A 20,371-nucleotide genomic window follows, 5' to 3' on the forward strand; every position below is an offset into this window, starting at 1 on the left:
GCACGCGGCGGCCCACTTCGACAGCCGCGACGAGACTCCCATGAGCGATGCCCCGACCTCCCCGCGCTTCAGCGCCGCCACCAGCACCCGCCTGCTCGACCATGCGCAACTGGAAGCGCTCTGCGCCGACTATGACGGCTTCCTTCTCGATCTCTGGGGCGTAGTGATGGACGGCGCCGAGGCGTTCCCCGGCGCCCTCGCCTGGCTCGCCCGGCGGCACGCCGAAGGCCGCCCGGTCTGGTTCCTCAGCAACTCGTCCAGCAGCGTGGTGGAAATGAGCGCCGGGCTCGAGCGCCTGGGCATCCAGCGCGACTGGTTCGCCGGCATCACCACCTCCGGCCAGTTGACCATCGACGCCCTGCTGCAAACCGCCGACTACCGGCGTGGCGGCATCTACCTGGCCGGCGTCGGCCTGGCCCAGCAGAGCTGGCCGGCGGAAATCCGCGAGCGCTTCGTCGAGGACATCGCCCAGGCGGCGCTGATCGTCGGCGTCGGCAGCTTTCCCCAGGAAGAACTGGAACAGCGCTTCGCGCCCCTGCGCGGCGCCACCGACCTGCCGTTCCTCTGCGCCAACCCGGACCGCGTGGTGGTTTCCGGCGGCCGCACGGTATACGGCGCGGGCATGCTCGCCGAGCTGTTCAGCGAGGAAGGCGGCCAGGTCAGTTGGTACGGCAAGCCCGACCCGGCGGCCTTCCGCATCGCCCAGCGGCAACTGGAAGCGCGCGGCGCGCGGCACATCCTGTTCGTCGGCGACTCGCTGGTGACCGACGTCCCCGGCGCCCTCGCCGCGCGCATCGATACCCTCTGGCTGGGCGCCACCGGCATCCACCGCGAAGCCCTGGGCGCCGAGTTCAACGGGGCGCTCGACGAGGAACGGGTCAGGTCGCTGCTGCACGGCTATCCGATCCGACCGCACTTTGCCGCGCCAGGGCTGGTCTGACCCCTCAAAGGTCGGAAAAAGGATGCGCGCATGCATTGGCTGGACTACCTGCAATGGCCCGCCATGCTGGTCACGGTGGTGGCCGCCTGGCTGGTGGCGTCGGCGCACCGGCGACGACGCAAGGTCGGCTTCTGGGTGTTCCTCGCCAGCAACCTGCTGTGGATCGCCTGGGGCCTGTACGCCCAGGCCTATGCGCTGATCCTGCTGCAGGTCTGCCTGGCGGCGATGAACCTGCGCGGCACCCATCGCAACGAAGCGCCACAGGACAGCGCCTGATGGCCGCCAACGAAAACGCCCGCCATGACGGCGGGCGCTCGCCTTGCGAAGGCCGCGCTCAGTGCGCCCCCTCGCTTTTCTCCAGCGGCTGGCCGGCGTAGATACGACGCACCAGCGGGCCGATGGAAAGCCCCTGGAGCAGGATCGATACCAGCACCACGATGTAGGTCAGGCTGAGGATCAGGTCGCGCTCCGGCCCCAGCGGCAGGGACAGCGCCAGCGCCACCGAGACGCCGCCGCGCAGCCCGCCCCAGACCAGGATGCGGATGGTGCCCGCCGGTACCTGCCGGTTGGCGCCACGGAAACGGCGCAGGACCAGGATCGCCGGACCCACCGTGAGCAGGCGCGAGACCAGCACCGCGCCGCCGAGGGCGAAGGCCGCCGCCACGTGCAGCCAGGAGAACGGCAACAGCAGCAGCTCCAGGCCGATCAGGGCGAACAGCAGGGCGTTGAGGATCTCGTCGATCAGCTCCCAGAACTTGTCCACATAGCGCCGGGTCTCGTCCGACATCGCGTAGTGGCGTCCGTGGTTGCCGATGATCAGCCCGGCCACCACCATCGCGATCGGCGCCGATACGTGCAGGCGCGCGGCCAGCGCGGCGCCGCCGATGACCAGGGCGAGGGTCAGCATGACCTCCACCTGGTACTGGTCGATGCCGCGCATCATCACGAACACGCCGTAGCCGAGCACCGCGCCGAAAAGCACGCCGCCGATGGCTTCCTGGACGAAGAGGATCGCCGTGGCGCTGACCGTGGGCGCCTCGCCGAGCTGGAGGATGCCGAGGATGATGGCGAACACCACCACCGCGGTGCCGTCGTTGAACAGCGACTCGCCGACGATGGTGGTCGCCAGCGGTTTCGGCGCGCCGGCGGACTTGAGGATGCCGAGCACGGCAATGGGGTCGGTCGGCGAGATCAGCGCGCCGAACAGCAGGCAGTAGATGAAATCCACCTGCCAGCCGAACAGCGGGAAGGTGTAGTAGGCCAGGCCACCGATGACGAAAGTGGCGATCAGCACCCCGGCGGTGGCCAGCAGGCCGATCGGCCACTTGTAGCTGCGCAGGTCGGAGAGGTCGACGTGCAGTGCGCCGGCGAACAGCAGCGCGGGCAGGAACCAGGTCATCAGCACTTCGGAGAAGTCGATGCGGCGGATGATTTCCTGCATCTCCACCTCGAGGATCGGATAACCCAGTTCCGAAAGCCCCTGGACGATCAGCGAGAACACCAGCGCCGTGGCCATCACGCCGATGGTCGGCGGCAGGCGGATGAAACGGTAGTTCACGTAGGTGAGCAAGGTGGTCAAGGCAATGAATGCCGCGACGAGATCGAGCATGACGCGGGGTACTCCCTTAGCAGAAGGTAAAACACCTACCCCAAAAGGCCGATCCGTGAACCGTGGGGTGCGAATGTCTGGAAAAGCCCGAGAAAATTTCGGAACCCGCATCATAACCGCAGAAAAGCCCTGGGCGTCGAGCGCACCGATACGGTGCATGGCGCGCCGCCGACGCGGCAACGCCCTTCTCGCCCGCTCCCCCGGGAAAATTTCTTCGTTCGCCGCCAGCCCAGGCGAGACGGCGGCTGCGGCCGCTTGCCCAGGCCCGGTCATGGCACAAGCATGGCCGTTTCGTTGAACCTCCGCGAACGACGAACGGTCAACCCTTTCAGGGTCGGCAATTCGGTGCCCATCCGAAGCCTTTGATTTCCGGCCTGTTTCCGCGCTTCGACGAAGCGCCCGACAGCGTAGCCAACGCTCATTCCGAAGGGAGTCCCGACCATGGTGAAAACCTGTGGCAAGGCCCTGCTCGGCCTCTGCGCCGCAGCCGCCGTACTGGCCTTGCTGATCCACTGGATCACCCCCGCGACCATCCTCCACTACCGCGACGACCTGCTGTTCTACTTGCAGGCCCACCTGGTGCTGGTCTTCAGTTCGATGGCGGCCGCCCTGCTGGTCGGCGTGCCGGCCGGCATCCTGCTCAGCCGTCCCGGCATGCAGGCCCAGGCCGAACGCCTGATGCAGGTGTTCAACGTCGGCAACACCATCCCGCCGCTGGCGGTGCTGGCCATCGCCCTGGCGATCATCGGCATCGGCAACGGCCCGGCGATCCTCGCCCTGTTCCTCGCCTCGCTGCTGCCGATCGTGCGCAACACCTACGAGGGCCTGCGCAATGTCTCGCCGGCGCTGAAGGAAGCCGCCACCGGCATCGGCATGACGCCCAACCAGGTGCTGCTGCGGGTGGAACTGCCGAACGCGGTGCCGATCATCGTCGGCGGCGTGCGCGTGGCCCTGGCGCTGAACGTCGGCTCCGCGCCGCTGGCGTTCCTGATCGGCGCCAACAGCCTGGGCAGCCTGATCTTCCCCGGCATCTACCTGAACAACCACCAGCAACTGCTGCTCGGCGCCGCCTGCACGGCGCTCCTCGCCCTGCTGCTGGACGCCCTGGTGGTGCTGTTCAGCCGCATGTTCCTGGAACGCGGCCTGACCGCCAAGGAGGCCTGATGAACCGACTGATCCGCTCACTCTGCCTGGCCTGCGCCGGCCTGTTCGCCGCCGGCCTGGCGCAGGCGGAAACCCTGCGCATCGGCGGCAAGACCTTCACCGAGCAGCGCATCCTCACCGCCATCACCGCGCAGTTCCTGCAGAAGCGCGGCTACGACGTGACGGTCACCACCGGCCTGGGCAGCACCCTGGCCCGCGCCGCCCAGGAAAGCGGCCAGCTGGATATCGTCTGGGAGTACACCGGCTCGTCGCTGATCGTCTACAACCACATCGACGAGAAGCTCGACGCCGCGGCTTCCTACCGCCGGGTCAAGCAACTCGACGAAGCCCAGGGCCTGGTCTGGCTGAAGCCGACCCGCTTCAACAACACCTATGCCCTGGCCATGCCCGAGGAACAGGCCGAGCGCCTGGGCATCCAGAGCGTCAGCGATCTCGCGCGGGTGCTCGCCGAACAGCAGGAGGCCGAGCCCGGGAGCACCCACCTGTTCGCCATGGACCCGGAGTTCGCCGGCCGCCCCGACGGCCTCGGCCCCATGAGCGAGCTGTACGGCCTGCACTTCACCCGCAACGACATCCGCCAGATGGACGCCGGGCTGGTCTACACCGCGCTGAAGAACCGCCAGGTGTTCCTCGGCCTCGTCTACACCACCGACGGCCGCCTGAAGGATTTCAAGCTGCGCGTGCTGAAGGACGACAAGCAGTACTTCCCCTTCTACAACGCCGCCCCGGTGGTGCGTAAGGAGGTCATGCAGCGCCATCCGGAGTTCGCCACGCTGTTCGATCCGATCATCGAGCGGCTCGACGACGCCACCATGCAGGCGCTCAACGCGCGGGTCGATATCGAGCAGCAGACGCCACAGAAGGTCGCCGCCGACTTCCTCCGCGAACACCGCCTGCTCGACGACGGCCAGGCCGGCCAGGGAGGTAGCCAGTAATGGACTTCTTCAGCGTGCTTTCCCATCTCGACTGGTCCCAGGTCGGCCAGCTCACCCTCCAGCACCTGCTGCTGGTACTGGTCGCCGTAGGCCTGGCGATCCTCGTCGGCGTGCCGCTGGGCGTGCTGATGACCCGCTTCACGTGGCTGGCCGGCCCGTTGCAGGGCGCCGCCACGGTGATGCTGACCATCCCCTCGATCGCCCTGTTCGGCCTGCTGATGCCGGTCTACTCGGTATTCGGCCAGGGCCTCGGGCCGCTGCCGGCGATCACCGCGGTGTTCCTCTATTCGCTGCTGCCGATCCTGCGCAACACCTACCTCGCCCTGACCGGCGTCGAAGCGGGCATCCGCGAGGCCGGCAAGGGCATCGGCATGACCTTCTGGCAACGCCTGCGGATGGTCGACATTCCCCTCGCGGTGCCGGTGATCCTCGCCGGCGTACGCACCGCCGTGGTGATGAACATCGGCGTGATGACCATCGCCGCGGTGATCGGCGCCGGCGGCCTGGGCGTGCTGATCCTCACTTCCATCAGCCAGAGCAACATGCCGATGCTGGTGGTCGGCGCGGTACTGGTCAGCCTCCTGGCCATCGTCGCCGACCTGCTGCTGCAATGGCTGCAACGCATCCTCACCCCCAAGGGACTGCGCGCCAGCGCGCACTGACAGGAGCCGAACATGATCGAACTGGACAAGCTCAGCAAGACCTTCACCCAGAAGAACGGCAAGGAGTTCCGCGCCGTCGATTCCGTCAGCCTGACCGTGGAGAAAGGCGAGATCTGCGTCTTCCTCGGCCCCTCCGGCTGCGGCAAGACCACCACCCTGAAGATGATCAACCGGATCATCCCGCCGACCTCCGGCCGCGTGCTGATCGACGGCCAGGACACCGCGGACCTCGACGAAGTCACCCTGCGCCGCCACATCGGCTACGTGATCCAGCAGATCGGCCTGTTCCCGAACATGACCATCGAGGAAAACATCATGGTCGTGCCGCGCCTGCTCGGCTGGGACAAGGCGCGCTGCAAGGAGAAGGCCCGCGAGCTGATGAGCATGGTCAAGCTGGAGCCCAAGCAGTACCTGCAACGCTACCCGCGCGAACTCTCCGGCGGCCAGCAGCAGCGCGTCGGGGTGATCCGCGCGCTGGCGGCGGACGCGCCGCTGCTGCTGATGGACGAGCCGTTCGGCGCGGTCGATCCGATCAACCGCGAGTCGATCCAGAACGAGTTCTTCGAGATGCAGCGCAAGCTCGGCATGACCGTGATCATGGTCAGCCACGACATCGACGAAGCCATCAAGCTGGGTGACAAGGTGGCGGTGTTCAAGAGCGGCCGGCTGCTCCAGTACGACCACCCGGACACCCTGCTGGCGCACCCGGCGGACGAGTTCGTCAGCGCCTTCACCGGCCAGGACAGCACGCTCAAGCGCCTGCTCCTGGTGCGCGCCGAAGACGCCGCCGACAGCAGCCTGGTCACCGCCCGGCCGCAGACCCCGGTGGCCGAGGCGCTGGAACTGATGGACGAGAACGACCGGCGCTACCTGATCGTGGTGGATGACCAGGGCAAGGGCCTGGGCTACGTGCGACGCAAGGACCTGCGCCGCCAGGAGGGCACCTGCGCGCCGTTCGTCACCCCGTTCCGGGTCACCGCCAGCCACGACGAGCACCTGCGCATCCTGTTGTCGCGGATGTACGAGTTCAACAGCTCCTGGCTGCCGGTGCTCGACCCCGACCAGCAGTTCCTCGGCGAGGTCACCCAGGAATCCATCGCCGACTACCTCAGCTCCGGCCGCTCGCGCGGCGGCAAGGGCCTCATCGTGTCGCCGGCCGAACAGGTCGGAGCCTAGGCCGCCGGGTGGATATTCACCACCGGCAGCCGCCAACCGCAGCGTGTTCCTGGCGAGTGGCGCCCTCTTCCGCCCCGCCGAAACGAAAAAGCCCGGCATCCGCCGGGCTTCTCCATGCCTCTTTCGCTCAACCGGCCCGCCCCGGCGCCTGCGCCGCCGAGGCCTGGTCGTCGCGCCCTTGCGGCTTGACGATCACCGTGCAGGTGATCCCCGCCGAAAGCAGCACGCCGTCCGGCACTTCGTCGATGTGTACCCGCACCGGCACGCGCTGGGCCAGGCGCACCCAGTTGAAAGTGGGGTTGACGTCGGCGGTCAGCTCGCGGCTTTCCGGGTTGTCGCGGTCGTAGATGCCGCGGGCGATGCTTTCCACGTGGCCCTTGAGGTGTTCGCCGCTCATCAGCTGCATGTCCACCGGGTCGCCTTCGCGGATGTACGGCAGCTTGGTTTCCTCGAAGTAGCCGTAGACCCAGTAGGAGTTCTTGTCGATCACCGCCATCTTCGCCTCGCCGACCCGCGCGTAGTCGCCACGGTGCACGTTGAGGTTGGTGACGTAGCCGTCGACCTGCGCCACCACCCGGGTGCGCTCCAGGTTCAGGCGCGCGGCGTCGAGCTGGGCCTTGGCCTGCTCGTAGTCGGCCATCGCCGCGGCGGCGGTGTTGTGGGCGTCGTCGCGGCTTTCGCGGGAGACCACCATCTCATCCATTTCCGCGCGCCGCCGGGCGTTCAGCTGGCGCATCTCCAGGGTCGCCTTGCGCGAGGCGACCAGCGACTCGGCCTGCTTCACCGCGATGCGGTAGTGGTCGGGGTCGATCTGCATCAGCAGGTCGCCTTTCTTCACCAACTGGTTGTCGCGCACCGGGACGTCGACGACGATCCCGGAAACGTCGGCGGCGACATTGATCACGTCGGCGCGCACGCGACCGTCGCGGGTCCAGGGGGTGTCCATGTAGTTGACCCACAGGGTCCGCCCGATGAATACGGCGACCAACAGGATCAGCAGGGTCGCCAGCAGGCTGATTACGGATTTCAAGGTCATGGTCGGCTCACGATAACGAAGAGGTGCGCTACCGCCTCAGCGGTAGATGGTCAGGGACAGGCCGCCGTACAGGCAGGCGAACAGGCTGACCCGGAACAGCGCCGGGTGCCAGGTGAAGCGATACAGGCCAACCGAGGCGAAGATCCGGTCGAGCCCCCAGGTGAGCGCCGCGGCGATCACGAACAACAGCGTCAGGGTCGGCATGTAGACCCCATGGATGGCGATTTCACGAGGCATGGACGGTACCTTGGCCGCTCGTCCGACCGGCCAGTTCGGTCAGCGGCGAGGTCGGCGCGAGCAAGGAAGAACGGATGAAGTGCAGGTAGCTGCGCACCCGCCGTAGCGGCGAGCTGTCGAAGTGCGGCGCGCAGGGTTCGTCGGTGTGCCTGGCCGCGTGGATGGCCTGGTCGACGGCCGCCAGGGCGCGCTCCAGGTTCTCCGCGCCGGGGCGCACGAACAGCCGGATCAGGGCCCGCCCCATGGCGCGGATCGCCTGGCGCCAGGGCATGGCCTCGGCGTAGCAGGGTTCGTCCGGCAGGCGCTCCTGCTCGCGACGCAGCTCGATGATCGCGTGGCCGACCTCGAGCACCAGGAACATCCAGCGCAGCAGGCCGCGCTGCACGTCCGGGCGCCCGGCGGCGACGCCATAGGCCTGGTTCAGCAGGTCGCGGGTGCCGCTTTCGAAGGCCGAGCCAAGCCCCCTGCTCCTGCCGCTGATGGCGAACACCACGCGCATCCGCAGGTCGCGCTCGAGGCGCTTCCACAGCCAGGCGCTGTTGGGCGGCAGAATGACCGCGGCGGCCGCGGCCGAGAGCAGCATCGAGAGGATCAGGGCGATGTACTCGTTGATCACGTGGGCCGGGTCGTAGACGGTCAGGTTCGCCGGCACCGAACCGAAGCAGAAGAACACCAGCAGGCCGAGACCGTAGCCGGCCCACTGCGGCCGCGAGGAGATGAACGCGCCGAGGGCGAACACCGGCGCCAGCACCAGGCACAGCAGCGGGAAACCGTCGATGTGCGGGTAGACGAAGAACATCTCGCTGAAGCCGAGCAGCGCCGCCGCCATGGTGCCGATGGCCATCTGCATGGCGACCTTCTTCGGGTTCGGCGCCGCCGAGGCCAGCGCCGAGACCGCCACCGCATTGAGGGCGAAGGTGCCGCCGCTGGGCCAGGTGCTGTAGATCCAGAAGCAGCCGAACAGCAGGATCATCAACCCGGTGCGCATCCCCGCCACTGCCGCCGCCACCGCGTTGGCCTTGGCGGTGAAGGCGTCCTTCCACTGCTCGCGCTCGTGGCGGTGGGCGGCCAGCGAGGCATGGGTCAGGGCGTAGTCGTGCATTTCCTCGGCGAAACGGTAGAGCAGCTCGGCGGCGGTATTGAAGTCCAGCCGCGCCTCTTCACCCGGCTCCCGCGCCAGCAGTTCTCCGCGCGCCTGGCGGATACGCGCCATCAGGCGTTCGCGGCAGTCGGCGAGGCGCTGGGCGAAGCGCTCGGCGTCATGGTCGGTGACGGCGCGGCCACGGATCTCCTCGAGCAGCCCGGTGATTTCCTCCAGGCACGGTTCGAACGCTTCCAGCACCTGGGTGGAGCCCTGCGCGCGCAGGCGTTCGAGCAGTTGGTGGAGGGCGTGGAAACGGGTATTCATGGCCATGAACTCGCTGCTCAGGCGAATCAGCCGGCCATTGCGCAGGCGCATGTGCGGATCCTCGAAGGCGCTCGCCGCGCGCATCGTCTCCAGGCCCACGGCCTGGGCGGCGAAGGCCACGTTGCTGCTTTCGAAGCGCTCGCGCCCGCCGACCCCGCGCAGGCTGTCGAGGACGAACGCGGCGAACAGGCCGAAGCGCACGTACAGCGCATTGCGCATCGCCGCGCTGGTGGTCTGCGGCATGATCACCGCGCTGACCACGCCCGAGCAGAGAATCGCCAGGCTGATTTCCAGGACCCGCCAGATCGCCTGCATGAAGGCGCCTTCCGGATGGCTGGTGGCGGGGATGCCGATCAGCGTCGCGGTGTAGCCGGCGAGCACGCAGGCGTAGGAGCGGAAGTCACGGTAGCGGGCGGCCCCGGCGGTGCAGAGACCGATCCAGATCGCCGAGCTGAGCAGGAACAGCACCCGCTCCTGGGCGAACAGGGCGATCAGGGTGACCATCACGCTGAGGCCGACCAGGGTGCCGAGGATGCGGTAGAAGCTCTTGGCGAACACCTGGCCGCTCTGCGGCTGCATGACGATGAACACGGTGATGGTCGCCGTGCTCGGTTGCGGCAACTCCAGGCGCATCGCCAGCCAGAGGGTCAGGAAGGCCGCGCAGAGCACCTTGAACACGTAGATCCAGGTCGCCCCGTCGCTGCGCGCCCACTCGGCCAGCGCGCGCCGCCACTCGTCGCGGCTGGGCAGGGCGAAACCAGCGGAGCGGCCACTCATCGCGAAGATACCGCTCTGACCGGGACGTTCTCCGGCGCCAGCTTCCGCTGCGCCGGCGTATCGGCGCCGGCCCCGACGCCGCCGCCGAGGGCGGTGAGCAGGCTGGCATGGGCGGCCAGCCGGGCGGCCTGCACCTGCTCCTGGACCAGTTGCTGCTGGAACAGCCGGGTCTGCGCGTTGAGCACGTTGAGGTAATCGGTGAGGCCGCGCTGGTAGGCCAGGGTGGCGATATCGTAGGTCTTCTGCGCGGAAGCCACCGATTGCGCGGCGAAGTCCTTCTGGATGTCCACCGAATGCAGGCGGATCAACTGGTCGGAAATGTTCTTCAGCGCATCCACCAGGGTCTGGTTGTATTGCTCCACCGCCGCGTCGTAGCCGGCCGCCGCCTCGCCCAACTGCGAACGCAGGCGGCCGCCGTCGAAGATCGGCAGGGTCACCGCCGGGCCGGCGCTGTAGGTGTACTTGGCGCTGCGGAAGAACTCCAGCATGCCGCCGCCGACGGCACTGAAGCCGACCGAGGCCATCAGGTCGACGTTGGGGTAGAAGTCGGCGCGCGCCACGTCCACGCCCTTGGCCAGGGCGGCGACCTGCCAGCGGCGGGCGACCACATCCGGGCGGCGACCGAGCAGTTCGGCCGGCAAGGCGCTGGGCAGGCTCGGCTGCGCCGCCAGGTTCAGGCTTGGCCGGCGGATCGTGCGGCCCTCGCCCGGGCCCTTGCCGGCCAGGGCGGCGAGCAGGTTGCGGGTGAGCTGGATTTCTTCGTCGATCACCTCGATGCGGCGCTCGGTCTCGGGCAGCGGCACTTCCGCCTGGCTGACCTCGAAATGCGTGCCGATGCCGCCGCGCAGGCGACGCTGGGCCAGGGCGAGGATGTCGCGCTGCTGTTGCAGCATGGCCTTGGCGATGTCCATCTCGGCGTACTGCAACGAGAGCTGGACGTAGGCGCGCACGATGTTGCCCTCCAGCTCGAGCTGCGCCTGGCGCGCCTCGGCGGCGGCCATGTGGGCCAGGTCGACGGCGCGCTCGCTGTCGCTGCGGTCGCGCCCCCAGAGATCGAGCTTGTAGTTCAGGCCGATCTCGGTGGAGTTGTTCCAGGAAGTGGTCCGCGCCAGGTCGCCGGGGCCGTAGAAATAGTCGTCCGGCCAGCGGTGGCGGACCAGCGAGCCCTTGCCCTCGATCTGCGGCGACTCGATGGACTCCACCAGCCCGGCCATGGACTTCGCCTGGCGTACCCGCGCATGGGCTACCGCCAGGCCTGGATTGCCATCCAGCGCCTTCTCGATCCAGGCGTCCAGCTGCGGATCGGCATACACCTTCCACCACTGCGCCTGCGGCCAGCCGGCCTCGCGGGCGGCAGCCTGGATCGCATGGTCGGTGGCCAGGGCGTTGGCGTCGAGCGTGGCGGCCTCGGGGGCGATATCGCCTGTACTGACACAACCGGATATTGCGGAGAAAACGACGAGAAAACCGACGAAGGAGCCGACCAAGGTCAGTTCCTTCCTGAGAGCACGCGGCACGTTGTCTGATCCTGGAGGGGCGAAGCACGGAATTTGAACGGTACGGGCGCCGTTCAACCCGCTCGAGCGTTCGTGCGCTCGGGGGCCGATGAATTTTAAGAGGCTGGCGGCTGCTGATAAGCTGGCTCAAGTGCGATTGTTTATTGCGTAATGTGAAATAATCCGCCCTCGCAACAATCTGACACACTTCTGCGCGTGCCTAGGAGGCCCCGTCGATGGATACCCTGCAAAACATGCGAGCCTTCGTCTGCGTGGCGGAAACCGGAAGCTTCACCGCAGCGTCCCAGCAGCTCAACACCACCACCGCCTATGTTTCGCGGGCGGTGGCCAACCTCGAGACGCACCTGCGCACCCGCCTGCTCAACCGTACCACTCGTCGCATCGCCCTCACCGAGGCCGGCCAGCGCTACCTGCTGCGCTGCGAGCAGATCCTCGCCTACGTCGAGGAAGCCGAGGCCGAAGCCAGCGATGCCCATGCCCGTCCCGCCGGCAAGCTGAAGCTGCATTCGATGACCGGCATCGGCCAGCACTACGTGATCCGCGCCATCGCCGGCTACCGCCAGCAGTACCGCGACGTGACCTTCGACCTGACCATGGCCAACCGCGTGCCGGACCTGCTCGACGAGGGCTTCGACGTGGCCATCGTGGTGGCCTCCGAGCTACCCGATTCCGGCTTCATTTCCCAGCGCATCGGCGAGACCTACAGCATTCTTTGCGCCTCGCCGGAGTACCTGCGCCTGAACGGCACGCCGAGCGAGCCTTCGGAGCTGGCCAGCCACGACTGCCTACGGCTGGTCAGCCCAGTGGTGCCGCTGGATCGCTGGCTGTTCGACGGCCCCAACGGCCAGGAAATGGTCTCCATCGGCGCCTCGCCGTTCCAGGTCAATGTCGGCGACGCCATGACCGAGGCGATCCGCTCCGGGCTGGGCATCGGCATCCTGCCGGTGTATTCGGCCATCGAGGACCTGGGCAAGGGCACCCTGGTGCGGGTCCTGCCGCAACACCGCCTGCAACAGCTCAACGTCTATGCGCTGTACCCTTCGCGGCAGTATCTCGACGCGAAGATCAAGACCTGGGTGGAATACCTCAAGGAAAGCCTGCCCGGCCTGCTCCAGCGCGACGAAGCGGCGCTGGTGGAGCTGGGCCTGGAACTCGGAAGACCCTCCTGAGCCGATAATCGCCCGCCCAGTGGCGGGCCCCTGCCCGCCGCTTCGATGGCGGTGGTATGGTCGGCGCTTTCGCTCCCGCTTGCAGAGTCCCGTCATGAAAAAGAACGTCTTCGTCTTCAGTCGCCTCGCCCCCGAGCATCTCGAACGCCTGCAACGCCAGTTCAACGTCCGCGTGCTCGAACCGAAACAGGGCGACATCGACGCCCAGTACGCCGCCGCCCTGCCCGATACCCACGGCATGATCGGCGTCGGCCGGCCGCTCGGCGCCAGGCAACTGGAACAGGCGAAGCAGCTGGAAGTCATCTCCAGCGTCTCGGTCGGCTACGACAACTATGACCTGGACTACCTGAACCGCCGCGGCATCGCTCTCACCAACACGCCCGACGTCCTCACCGAGACCACCGCCGACCTCGGCTTCGCCCTGCTGATCAGCGCCGCGCGACGGGTCGCCGAGCTGGACGCCTGGGTCAAGGCCGGGAACTGGAAGCGCACCGTCGATGCCCCGCAGTTCGGCACCGATGTGCATGGCAAGAAACTCGGCATCCTCGGCCTCGGCCGGATCGGCGCGGCCATCGCCCGGCGCGGCCGTTTCGGCTTCGGCATGCAGGTGCTCTACCACGGCAACAACCGCAAGCCGGAACTGGAACAGGAACTCGGCGCGCGCTTCCTCGGCTTCGACGAACTGCTCGGCGAGGCCGACTTCGTCTGCGTGGTGGTGCCGCTGGGAGCGCAGACCCGGCGGTTGATCGGCGCGCGCGAACTGGGCCTGATGAAGCCCTCGGCGATCCTGGTCAACGTCGCCCGCGGCCAGGTGGTCGACGAGGCCGCGCTGGTCGCCGCCCTGCGGGAGAAACGCATCCTCGGCGCCGGCCTGGATGTCTACGAGAAGGAACCGCTGGCCGAATCGCCGCTGTTCGCCCTGGACAACGCGGTGACCCTGCCGCACATCGGCTCGGCCACCCACGAGACCCGCCGGGCCATGGCCGAGCGGGCGCTGCAGAACTTCGAGGCGGCCCTGCGCGGCGAGCGGCCGCTGGACCTGGTCAATCCGCAGGTGTGGCGACGCGGCTGAGCGCGCCTCCCTCTCCGCTAGGTCGAGCGCGCCGGCCCGGCCAGCGCCGGCGCCTTCGGCTTGCGGAACACCAAGACGTTGCCGAGCATCACCAGGACCAGCCCGGCCAGCGCCGGTGCGGTCCAGCGGTAGCCCTCGGCGAAGGCCGAGATGTTCAGCGCCACCACCGGGAACAGCACGGTGCAGTAGGCGGCGCGATCCGGGCCCATGCGCCCGACCAGGGTCAGGTAGGCGGTGAAGCCGATCACCGAGCCGGGGATCGCCAGGTACAGCAGCGAGCCGACGTAGCGCGCGCTCCAGTCGAAATTCAGCGGCACGCCCTGGAACAGGCACAGCGCCAGGAGGATCAGGGTGCCGTAGAGCATGCTCCAGGCATTGCCGGTGAGCGGGCGGATGCCGGCCTTCTGTTGCAGGCTGGAAAGCATGTTGCCGGTGGAGAAGCACAGCGTGCCTAGCAGGGCCAGGCCGAGGCCGTAGAAGGTTTCCGGGGTGGCCTGGTGACCCACCAGTTCCGGCCAGAACAGCAGCCCCAGGCCGAGCAGGCCGAGACCGCCACCGGCCATCACGTTCGACGCGATGCGCTGGCCGAACCACAGGCGGGCGTTCAGCGCATTCCACAGGGTGGCGGTGGAGAACACCACGGCCACCAGGCCGCTGGGAATCCACTGGCTGGCGGTATAGAAGCAGATGAAATTCAGGCAGAACAGGCATACGCCCTGGGCCATGCACAGGCGTTGGCCCCGTGCGTCCAGCCTTTGCAGGCGGCGGCCGAGCAGCAGCACGGCGAACAGCACCAGCGCCGCCAGGGCGAAGCGGTAGGCGATCGACAGGGTGATCGCCACCGGGCCCATCTGCAGCTTGATGGCGATCCAGGTGGTGCCCCAGATGAGCACGGTGAGCAGGTACAGCGAAAGATTCATGGCGACTCCGCAACGACAGGATGCCGTCAGTCTGCGGGCGAGGCCGGGCGCGACCATTGTCCATTCTTGCGCTTTTCATCCGCCGCCTCTCGCGGCAGCGTCCGGGCGCGGGTAGCATGGCCGGCATGCACCAACCCAGCGATTTCCAGGTATTCCGCACCCTCGACCGGACCTCCAATGCGCGCCTGCTGCGCAGCAGCACGCTCAGCGACGGCCTGGCGCTCGCCCATTGGTACCGCGACGAAGCGGAGATCCTCGGCTACAGCGACCCCGGCCATCACACCCTGTCGCTCTACCTGCAGGGCGGCTGGCAGACCTTCCGCCGCGATCGTCCCGGGCTCTATGGCGGCCCCGATCGCTTCTGCGTGATGCCGGCCGAACACCACTCCGACTGGGCGGTGACACGCGGCCTGGGCTTCATGCACCTGTACATCAGCCCGGAACGCCTGGCCGGCGCGGCGGTACGCACCCTCGATTGCGAACCGCGCAGCCTGCAACTGGAGGAGCGCACCTACATCCAGGACGAGCCGCTGGCCGCCCTGTGCCGGACCCTGGAACGACAGGACTGGAACGAACCCGGCGAGCGCCTGCTATGCACCAGCCTCGCCCACCAGGCGGTGGACCACCTGCTGCTCACCGGGTGCGGCAGGCGTACCGACGTACGCTGGCAGGGCGGGCTGGCCGCGCACGTGCGGCGGCGCCTGGCCGACTACATCGAAAGCCACCTGGAGCAGCCGCTGGAACTGGGGTCGCTGGCGGAGCTGGCGGCGCTCTCCGAGTACCACTTCGCGCGCATGTTCCGCGTCTCCTTCGGCCTGCCGCCGCACCGCTACGTGCTGGAACGACGCCTGGCGCGGGCCCGCGACCTGCTGACGTACTCCGCGCAGTCGCTCCAGGAGGTCTCGCTGGCCTGCGGCTTCGCCAGTCCGAGCCATTTCAACCGGCGCTTCCGCGAAGCCCATGGCGCCACCCCGGGGCAGTACCGCGCCGCCCTGAAAGCCTCCTGAAAGCCAGGCGCCGACAGCCTGCGGTTGTAGGCAGGCATTCCCGCAGCATAAAATGATAACTATTATCATTCGTTAATCCTTCTGCTCCGGGAATGTCCAGGTGTCGAGCGCCGACCTCGCCCACGCGGCCGCGTTGCATACCCTCTACAGCGACCACCACCACTGGCTCACGGGCTGGCTGCGGCGCCGCCTCGGCTGCCCGCAGAACGCCGCCGACCTGGCCCAGGACACCTTCGTCAAGGTCCTGGTTTCGCGCCAGGCCGCGCGCATCGACGAACCGCGCGCTTTCCTCACCACCATCGCCCGCCGCGTGCTGTGCAACCACTACCGCCGCCAGGACGTCGAGCGCGCCTACCTGGAAGCCCTGGCCAGCCTGCCCGAGCGGGAAGTCCCCAGCGAAGAGACCCGCGCCATCGTCCTGGAGACCCTGGTCGAGCTGGACCGTCTGCTCGACGGCCTGCCGCCGCTGGCCAAGGAGACCTTCCTGCTGGCCCAACTCGACGGCCTGGGCTACGCCGAGATCGCCACGCAGCTGGGCATCTCCCTGAGCAGCGTCAAGCGCTACATGCTCAAGGCTGCGCAACGCTGCTACTTCGCCGAGCTGCCATGAGCCTGCCCGCCGCACCCAAGGTGCCGCCGCAGGTGGCTGAACAGGCCGTGCGCTGGCTGGTCGAGCTGCAGGGCGGCGCCGACGACGAACGCCTGCGCCAGGCCTGGCAGCGCTGGCGCCAGGCGGCCCCGGAACACGAGCAGGCCTGGCGCCACATCGAGGCGGTCAACCAGCGCCTGGCCGGGATAGGCACGCCACTGGCCCTGGCCGCCATCAACGCACCGCATTCGCCGCAACGCCGGCGCGCGCTGAAGACCCTGCTGCTGGTCCTGGCCGCCGGCGGCAGCGCCTGGGGCCTGCGCGAGAGCGGCAGCCTGCAGCGCTGGAGCGCCGACTATGCCACCGGCGTCGGCGAACGCCGGCGCCTGGCCCTGGCCGACGGCAGTCGCCTCGAGCTGAACAGCGACACGGCGGTGGATGTCCGCTTCGATGCCGGCGAACGGCGCCTGCTCCTGCTGCGCGGGGAAATCCAGCTCAGCACCGGCCACGACCCGCGCCCGCTGCACGTGTACAGCGCGGAAGGCCGGCTGCGACCGGTGGGCACCCGGTTCGACGTGCGCCAGTTCGCCGGACGCACCCGCGTCGCCGTCCACGAAGGCGCGGTGCAGGTGGAGAACCACGCCGGCCAAGGCCTGCTGCTGCCCAGCGGCCGGCAGCTGGACTTCGACCGCGAGCGACTCGGCGTTCCGCAGCCGTTGCCGGTCGGCAGCGGCGCCTGGACCGACGGCATGCTGGTGGCCGCCGGCATGCGCCTGGACGAATTCCTCGCCGAAGTCGCGCGCTACCGCCCCGGCCGGCTGGGCTGCGACCCGCGCATCGGCGGCCTGCGGATTTCCGGCAGCTATCCGCTGGACGATAGCGAGCGGATCCTCGCCACCCTGCCGGCGGTGCTGCCCGTGGAGGTACGGCGCGTCACCCGCTACTGGGTCGGCGTGCACCCGCGCGAATGAGCGGAAAGATATTTCCGCGTACCTGAGCCTTTTTCCCCACCTCGCGTGACAGAGGAGGAAAGCCAACCTCGAACGATCCACTGGAGTGTCCCTCATGTCCCCGTCACGCGCCCTGTCGCCGCTCAGCCGCGCCCTGCTCCTCGCCTGCCTCGGCGGTCCCGTCCTGGTTTCCGCCGGCAGCGCCTGCGCCGCCGAGATCCGCACCGATGCCCGCCAGTACTACCGGCTGCCCGCCGAGCCGCTGGAGCAGGCGCTGAACCACCTAGGCCGCCAGGCCGGCGTGCTGATCGCCTTCAGCCCGGAACAGACCGCCGCGCGACGCAGCCAGGCGCTGGACGGCGAGTACACCCTGGAGGAAGCCCTGGCCGCCCTGCTCGCCGGCTCCGGCCTGGAGGCCCGCGCCCGCGGCGACGGCGCCTACACCCTGGAGGCGCTGCCGGTGGAAGACCCGGCCAACCTGCAGGCGCTCACCGTGGTCGGCGACTGGCTGGCCGACGCCAGCGCCGCCGACGTCTTCGAGCATCCCGGTGCGCGCGACGTGGTCCGCCGCGAGCAGTTCCAGGCCCAAGGCGCGGCCAGCACCCGCGAAGTGCTGGAGCGCATTCCCGGGGTCAGCGCGCCGCTCAACAACGGCACCGGCAGCCACGACCTGGCATTGAACTTCGGCATTCGCGGCCTCAACCCGCGCCTGGCGTCGCGCTCTACGGTGCTGATGGACGGCATCCCGGTGCCCTTCGCCCCCTACGGCCAGCCACAGTTGTCGCTGGCGCCGGTGTCCATCGGCAACATGGACGCGGTGGACGTGGTCCGCGGCGGCGGCGCGGTGCGCTACGGGCCGCAGAACGTCGGCGGCATCGTCAACTTCGTGACCCGTGCGATCCCCGAGGACTTCGCCACCAAGCTCGACGTGCACAGCGAACTCAGCCCCAGCTCCAGCCAGGACGGCCTGAAGACCACCCACAACGTGCTGATCGGCGGCACCGGCGCCAACGGCCTCGGCGGCGCCCTGCTCTACTCCGGCACCCGCGGCGGCGATTGGCGCGAGCACAGCGATACGCGGATCGACGACCTGATCCTCAAGGGCCGCTTCCAGCCCAGCGACGAACACGCGTTTTCGGCGATGACCCAGTACTACGACGGCGAGGCCGACATGCCCGGCGGCCTCAGCGCCGCGGCCTACCGCGACGATCCGTACCAGTCGACCCGTCCCTACGACAAGTTCTGGGGCCGCCGTACCCTGGCCAGCGCCAGCTACGAATACACCCCCAACGCCAGCCAGAAGCTCAACGTCACCGGCTTCTTCACCAAGACCCTGCGCAGCGGCTACCTCGACCAGGGCCGCAACCTCACCCTGTCGCCGCGCGAATACTGGGTGCGAGGCCTGGAAACCCGCTTCAGCCAGGGCTTCGAGCTGGGCGAAAGTCGCCACGAAGTGGGCATCGGCCACCGCTACGTCAACGAAGCCAGCCACGAGCTGCGCTACTGGACCCGCGCCGACAGCGGCCAGCTACCCAGCACCGGCAGCCGCAACGACCGCGACACCCGCGGCAGCACCGAAGCCAACGCGTTCTACATCGACGATCGCATCGACATCGGCAACTGGACCATCACCCCTGGCATCCGCTACGAGAAGATCGACTCCGAACAGAAGAACCTGCTGAAGAACAGCAAGGACAGCGGCCGCTACAACGCCTCGCTGCCGGCGCTCAACGTGATCTACCACCTCACGCCGAGCTGGAACCTCTACGCCAACACCGAGGGCTCGTTCGGCACCGTGCAGTACAGCCAGATGGGCAAGGCAGTGCAGAGCGGCGACATCGAGCCGGAGAAGGCCCGCACCTGGGAACTCGGCAGCCGCTACGACGACGGCATCCTGCGCGCAGAACTGGGCGCCTTCCTGATCAACTTCGACAACCAGTACGAGAGCAACCAGCAGACCGACAGCGTGACCGCCCGCGGCAAGACCCGGCACAAGGGCATCGAGGCGGCGATCGCCTACGACCTGGCCGATCTCGACCCGCTGCTCTCCGGCTTCGACGTCTATGCCAGCTACGCCTACGTCGACGCGAGCATTCGCGAGGACGGGCCGAACAAGGGCAACCAGGTGCCGTTCTCCTCGAAGCACAAGGGCACCCTTGGCGCCAACTACCGCACCGGTGCCTGGAGCTACAACCTCGACGGCAGCTTCCAGACCAGCCAGTACGCCGACAACGCCAACACCGAGAGCGAAAGCGCCGACGGCAGCACCGGGCGGATCGCCGGCTGGATGGTCTGGAGCGCGCGCGGCACCTACGACTTCGGCCCGCAACTGAACGACCTCAAGCTCGGCCTGGGGGTGAAGAACCTGTTCGATCGCCGCTACTACACCCGCTCGTTCGACGACAACAACAAGGGCCTCTACGTCGGCCAGCCGCGCACCCTGTACGTACAGGCCTCGGTCGGTTTCTGAAGGAAGACCGCGGGAGCGCATGGCGCAACGGCGGACGATCGCCAGCGATCATCCGCCCTCCCCGCCGCCGGGCCTGGTTCCCCTCAGGCCCGGCGTCACTTCCAGTTCGGATCGCTCTCCAACTGTTTCATCAGCAGCTCGCGGACCTGCCTGGAGGGTTCGCCGTACCAGCGATAGGTGGCGTACTTGCTCGGCGTCTGCATGACTTCGGCGGGCTCGTCCGGCAGGCTCACCTGCAGCCCGTAGGCGGCACTCTTGTCGCCACGGAACGCCACCAGCAGGCGGTTGTTGCCGCAATCGTGGGGTTTGCAACTGTTGGCCAGGACGTAGGGCTGGCCCTCCAGGCTCAGGCTGGTGGACGGGGAACTCGGGCCGCTGGCGTCGGAAACCCATCTCGGCACGTCGCTCTCGCCCTTGAACATGGCGTGCCAGGTGGCCTTGTAGCCGGGCTGGCCGAGCAGTTCGAACAGCCGCGGCTGCTCCTCGGCCTGCGCCGGCGCCCAGTGCAGCGCCGCGCCCAGCAACGCCAGGGAGAGCAGTCTGGATACTCCGTTCATGGTGATTTCCTTCGATCGGGTGAAATGAAAGCAGTCTATCCGGCGGTGGCCGCCGCTGGCTGCTTGGAACGGCACGACTGCGACAAGTTCGCTGTCCACCGGCAATTCCATCGATCGCCGGATGACAGGCATCCCGACGCGCCGCGTTTTACCGCTATAATCCCGCGTTTTTCCGG

General features: G+C 68.2%; 19 protein-coding genes. 12 read left to right on the top strand and 7 right to left on the bottom strand.

Going from position 1 to position 20,371, the window contains the following annotated elements:
• Positions 1–40: 40 nt before the first annotated feature.
• Together HMPREF2914_RS17675 and HMPREF2914_RS17680 are read left to right on the top strand one after the other, a co-directional pair.
• On the top strand, positions 41–940 hold the full coding sequence (locus HMPREF2914_RS17675) for a TIGR01459 family HAD-type hydrolase (protein WP_019726670.1): 900 nt from the start codon (positions 41–43) through the stop codon (positions 938–940).
• Positions 941–970: 30 nt separating this feature from the next.
• Positions 971–1,216 (top strand): YgjV family protein, encoded by a 246-nt coding sequence (locus HMPREF2914_RS17680; protein WP_003092978.1) that lies wholly within the window; start codon positions 971–973, stop codon positions 1,214–1,216.
• A gap of 58 nt (positions 1,217–1,274) precedes the next feature.
• On the opposite strand, the gene HMPREF2914_RS17685 is transcribed toward HMPREF2914_RS17680, so the two are convergent.
• Positions 1,275–2,549 carry a cation:proton antiporter gene (locus tag HMPREF2914_RS17685; RefSeq protein WP_003092979.1) on the bottom strand — a complete coding sequence of 425 codons (1,275 nt, stop codon included), beginning with the start codon at positions 2,547–2,549 and terminating at the stop codon, positions 1,275–1,277.
• 441 nt (positions 2,550–2,990) lie between these two features.
• Between HMPREF2914_RS17685 and HMPREF2914_RS17690 the strand changes: the two genes are divergently transcribed.
• From HMPREF2914_RS17690 to HMPREF2914_RS17705, 4 genes are read left to right on the top strand one after another with little or no spacing between them, the layout of a single operon-like run.
• Positions 2,991–3,713 (top strand): ABC transporter permease, encoded by a 723-nt coding sequence (locus HMPREF2914_RS17690; RefSeq protein WP_023092471.1) that lies wholly within the window; start codon positions 2,991–2,993, stop codon positions 3,711–3,713.
• Complete coding sequence (locus tag HMPREF2914_RS17695) at positions 3,713–4,648, top strand: glycine betaine ABC transporter substrate-binding protein (RefSeq protein WP_023092470.1); 936 nt, start codon at positions 3,713–3,715, stop codon at positions 4,646–4,648. Before HMPREF2914_RS17690 ends, HMPREF2914_RS17695 begins: the two co-directional genes overlap by 1 nt.
• Positions 4,648–5,310 (top strand): ABC transporter permease, encoded by a 663-nt coding sequence (locus HMPREF2914_RS17700; protein WP_003092985.1) that lies wholly within the window; start codon positions 4,648–4,650, stop codon positions 5,308–5,310. The genes HMPREF2914_RS17695 and HMPREF2914_RS17700 overlap by 1 nt, the downstream gene beginning before the upstream one ends.
• Before the next feature lie 12 nt (positions 5,311–5,322).
• Positions 5,323–6,486, top strand: a complete 1,164-nt coding sequence (locus HMPREF2914_RS17705) for an osmoprotectant ABC transporter ATP-binding protein OsmV (RefSeq protein ID WP_003113768.1) — start codon at positions 5,323–5,325, stop codon at positions 6,484–6,486.
• A gap of 127 nt (positions 6,487–6,613) precedes the next feature.
• Here HMPREF2914_RS17705 and HMPREF2914_RS17710 read toward each other — a convergent pair whose 3' ends face one another.
• The 4 genes from HMPREF2914_RS17710 to HMPREF2914_RS17725 are packed head-to-tail and all read right to left on the bottom strand — an operon-like array spanning position 6,614 to position 11,431.
• Positions 6,614–7,522, bottom strand: coding sequence for an efflux RND transporter periplasmic adaptor subunit (locus HMPREF2914_RS17710; RefSeq protein ID WP_003113767.1), 909 nt, complete (start codon positions 7,520–7,522; stop codon positions 6,614–6,616).
• A gap of 36 nt (positions 7,523–7,558) precedes the next feature.
• Positions 7,559–7,759 (bottom strand): DUF1656 domain-containing protein, encoded by a 201-nt coding sequence (locus HMPREF2914_RS17715; RefSeq protein WP_003082823.1) that lies wholly within the window; start codon positions 7,757–7,759, stop codon positions 7,559–7,561.
• Complete coding sequence (locus HMPREF2914_RS17720; RefSeq protein ID WP_003092992.1) at positions 7,749–9,944, bottom strand: FUSC family protein; 2,196 nt, start codon at positions 9,942–9,944, stop codon at positions 7,749–7,751. Before HMPREF2914_RS17720 ends, HMPREF2914_RS17715 begins: the two co-directional genes overlap by 11 nt.
• Positions 9,941–11,431 carry an efflux transporter outer membrane subunit gene (locus HMPREF2914_RS17725; protein ID WP_003105655.1) on the bottom strand — a complete coding sequence of 497 codons (1,491 nt, stop codon included), beginning with the start codon at positions 11,429–11,431 and terminating at the stop codon, positions 9,941–9,943. Before HMPREF2914_RS17725 ends, HMPREF2914_RS17720 begins: the two co-directional genes overlap by 4 nt.
• A gap of 245 nt (positions 11,432–11,676) precedes the next feature.
• Between HMPREF2914_RS17725 and HMPREF2914_RS17730 the strand changes: the two genes are divergently transcribed.
• Together HMPREF2914_RS17730 and HMPREF2914_RS17735 are read left to right on the top strand one after the other, a co-directional pair.
• Positions 11,677–12,630, top strand: a complete 954-nt coding sequence (locus HMPREF2914_RS17730) for a LysR family transcriptional regulator (protein ID WP_003092994.1) — start codon at positions 11,677–11,679, stop codon at positions 12,628–12,630.
• A gap of 94 nt (positions 12,631–12,724) precedes the next feature.
• Positions 12,725–13,702, top strand: coding sequence for a 2-hydroxyacid dehydrogenase (locus HMPREF2914_RS17735; RefSeq protein WP_023092469.1), 978 nt, complete (start codon positions 12,725–12,727; stop codon positions 13,700–13,702).
• Between the two features lie 17 nt (positions 13,703–13,719).
• Here the strand turns inward: HMPREF2914_RS17735 and HMPREF2914_RS17740 are convergent, their stop codons facing one another.
• Positions 13,720–14,622 (bottom strand): DMT family transporter, encoded by a 903-nt coding sequence (locus HMPREF2914_RS17740; RefSeq protein ID WP_003092997.1) that lies wholly within the window; start codon positions 14,620–14,622, stop codon positions 13,720–13,722.
• A gap of 125 nt (positions 14,623–14,747) precedes the next feature.
• Here HMPREF2914_RS17740 and mdrR1 point away from each other — a divergent pair, with 125 nt between their 5' ends.
• The 4 genes from mdrR1 to fecA all read left to right on the top strand — a co-directional run bounded on the left by mdrR1 (position 14,748) and on the right by fecA (position 19,638).
• The gene (gene mdrR1, locus HMPREF2914_RS17745; protein ID WP_023980194.1) at positions 14,748–15,629 is read left to right on the top strand and encodes an efflux pump transcriptional regulator MdrR1; all 882 of its coding nucleotides are present in this window, start codon (positions 14,748–14,750) and stop codon (positions 15,627–15,629) included.
• Between the two features lie 100 nt (positions 15,630–15,729).
• Positions 15,730–16,239: a sigma-70 family RNA polymerase sigma factor gene (locus HMPREF2914_RS17750; RefSeq protein WP_003092999.1), complete on the top strand. Its 510-nt coding sequence runs from the start codon at positions 15,730–15,732 to the stop codon at positions 16,237–16,239.
• Positions 16,236–17,189 (top strand): FecR domain-containing protein, encoded by a 954-nt coding sequence (locus HMPREF2914_RS17755; RefSeq protein WP_003110908.1) that lies wholly within the window; start codon positions 16,236–16,238, stop codon positions 17,187–17,189. Before HMPREF2914_RS17750 ends, HMPREF2914_RS17755 begins: the two co-directional genes overlap by 4 nt.
• Positions 17,190–17,283: 94 nt before the next feature.
• Positions 17,284–19,638: a TonB-dependent Fe(3+) dicitrate receptor FecA gene (fecA, locus tag HMPREF2914_RS17760; protein ID WP_019484967.1), complete on the top strand. Its 2,355-nt coding sequence runs from the start codon at positions 17,284–17,286 to the stop codon at positions 19,636–19,638.
• A gap of 95 nt (positions 19,639–19,733) precedes the next feature.
• Here fecA and ivy read toward each other — a convergent pair whose 3' ends face one another.
• A complete protein-coding gene (ivy, locus tag HMPREF2914_RS17765; RefSeq protein WP_021265075.1) occupies positions 19,734–20,195 on the bottom strand; it encodes a lysozyme inhibitor Ivy in 462 nt (153 codons plus the stop codon).
• Positions 20,196–20,371: the final 176 nt, after the last annotated feature.

Origin of the sequence: Pseudomonas sp. HMSC067G02 (assembly GCF_001813485.1) — a bacterium.
GTDB classification, from domain to species: Bacteria; Pseudomonadota; Gammaproteobacteria; order Pseudomonadales; family Pseudomonadaceae; genus Pseudomonas; species Pseudomonas aeruginosa.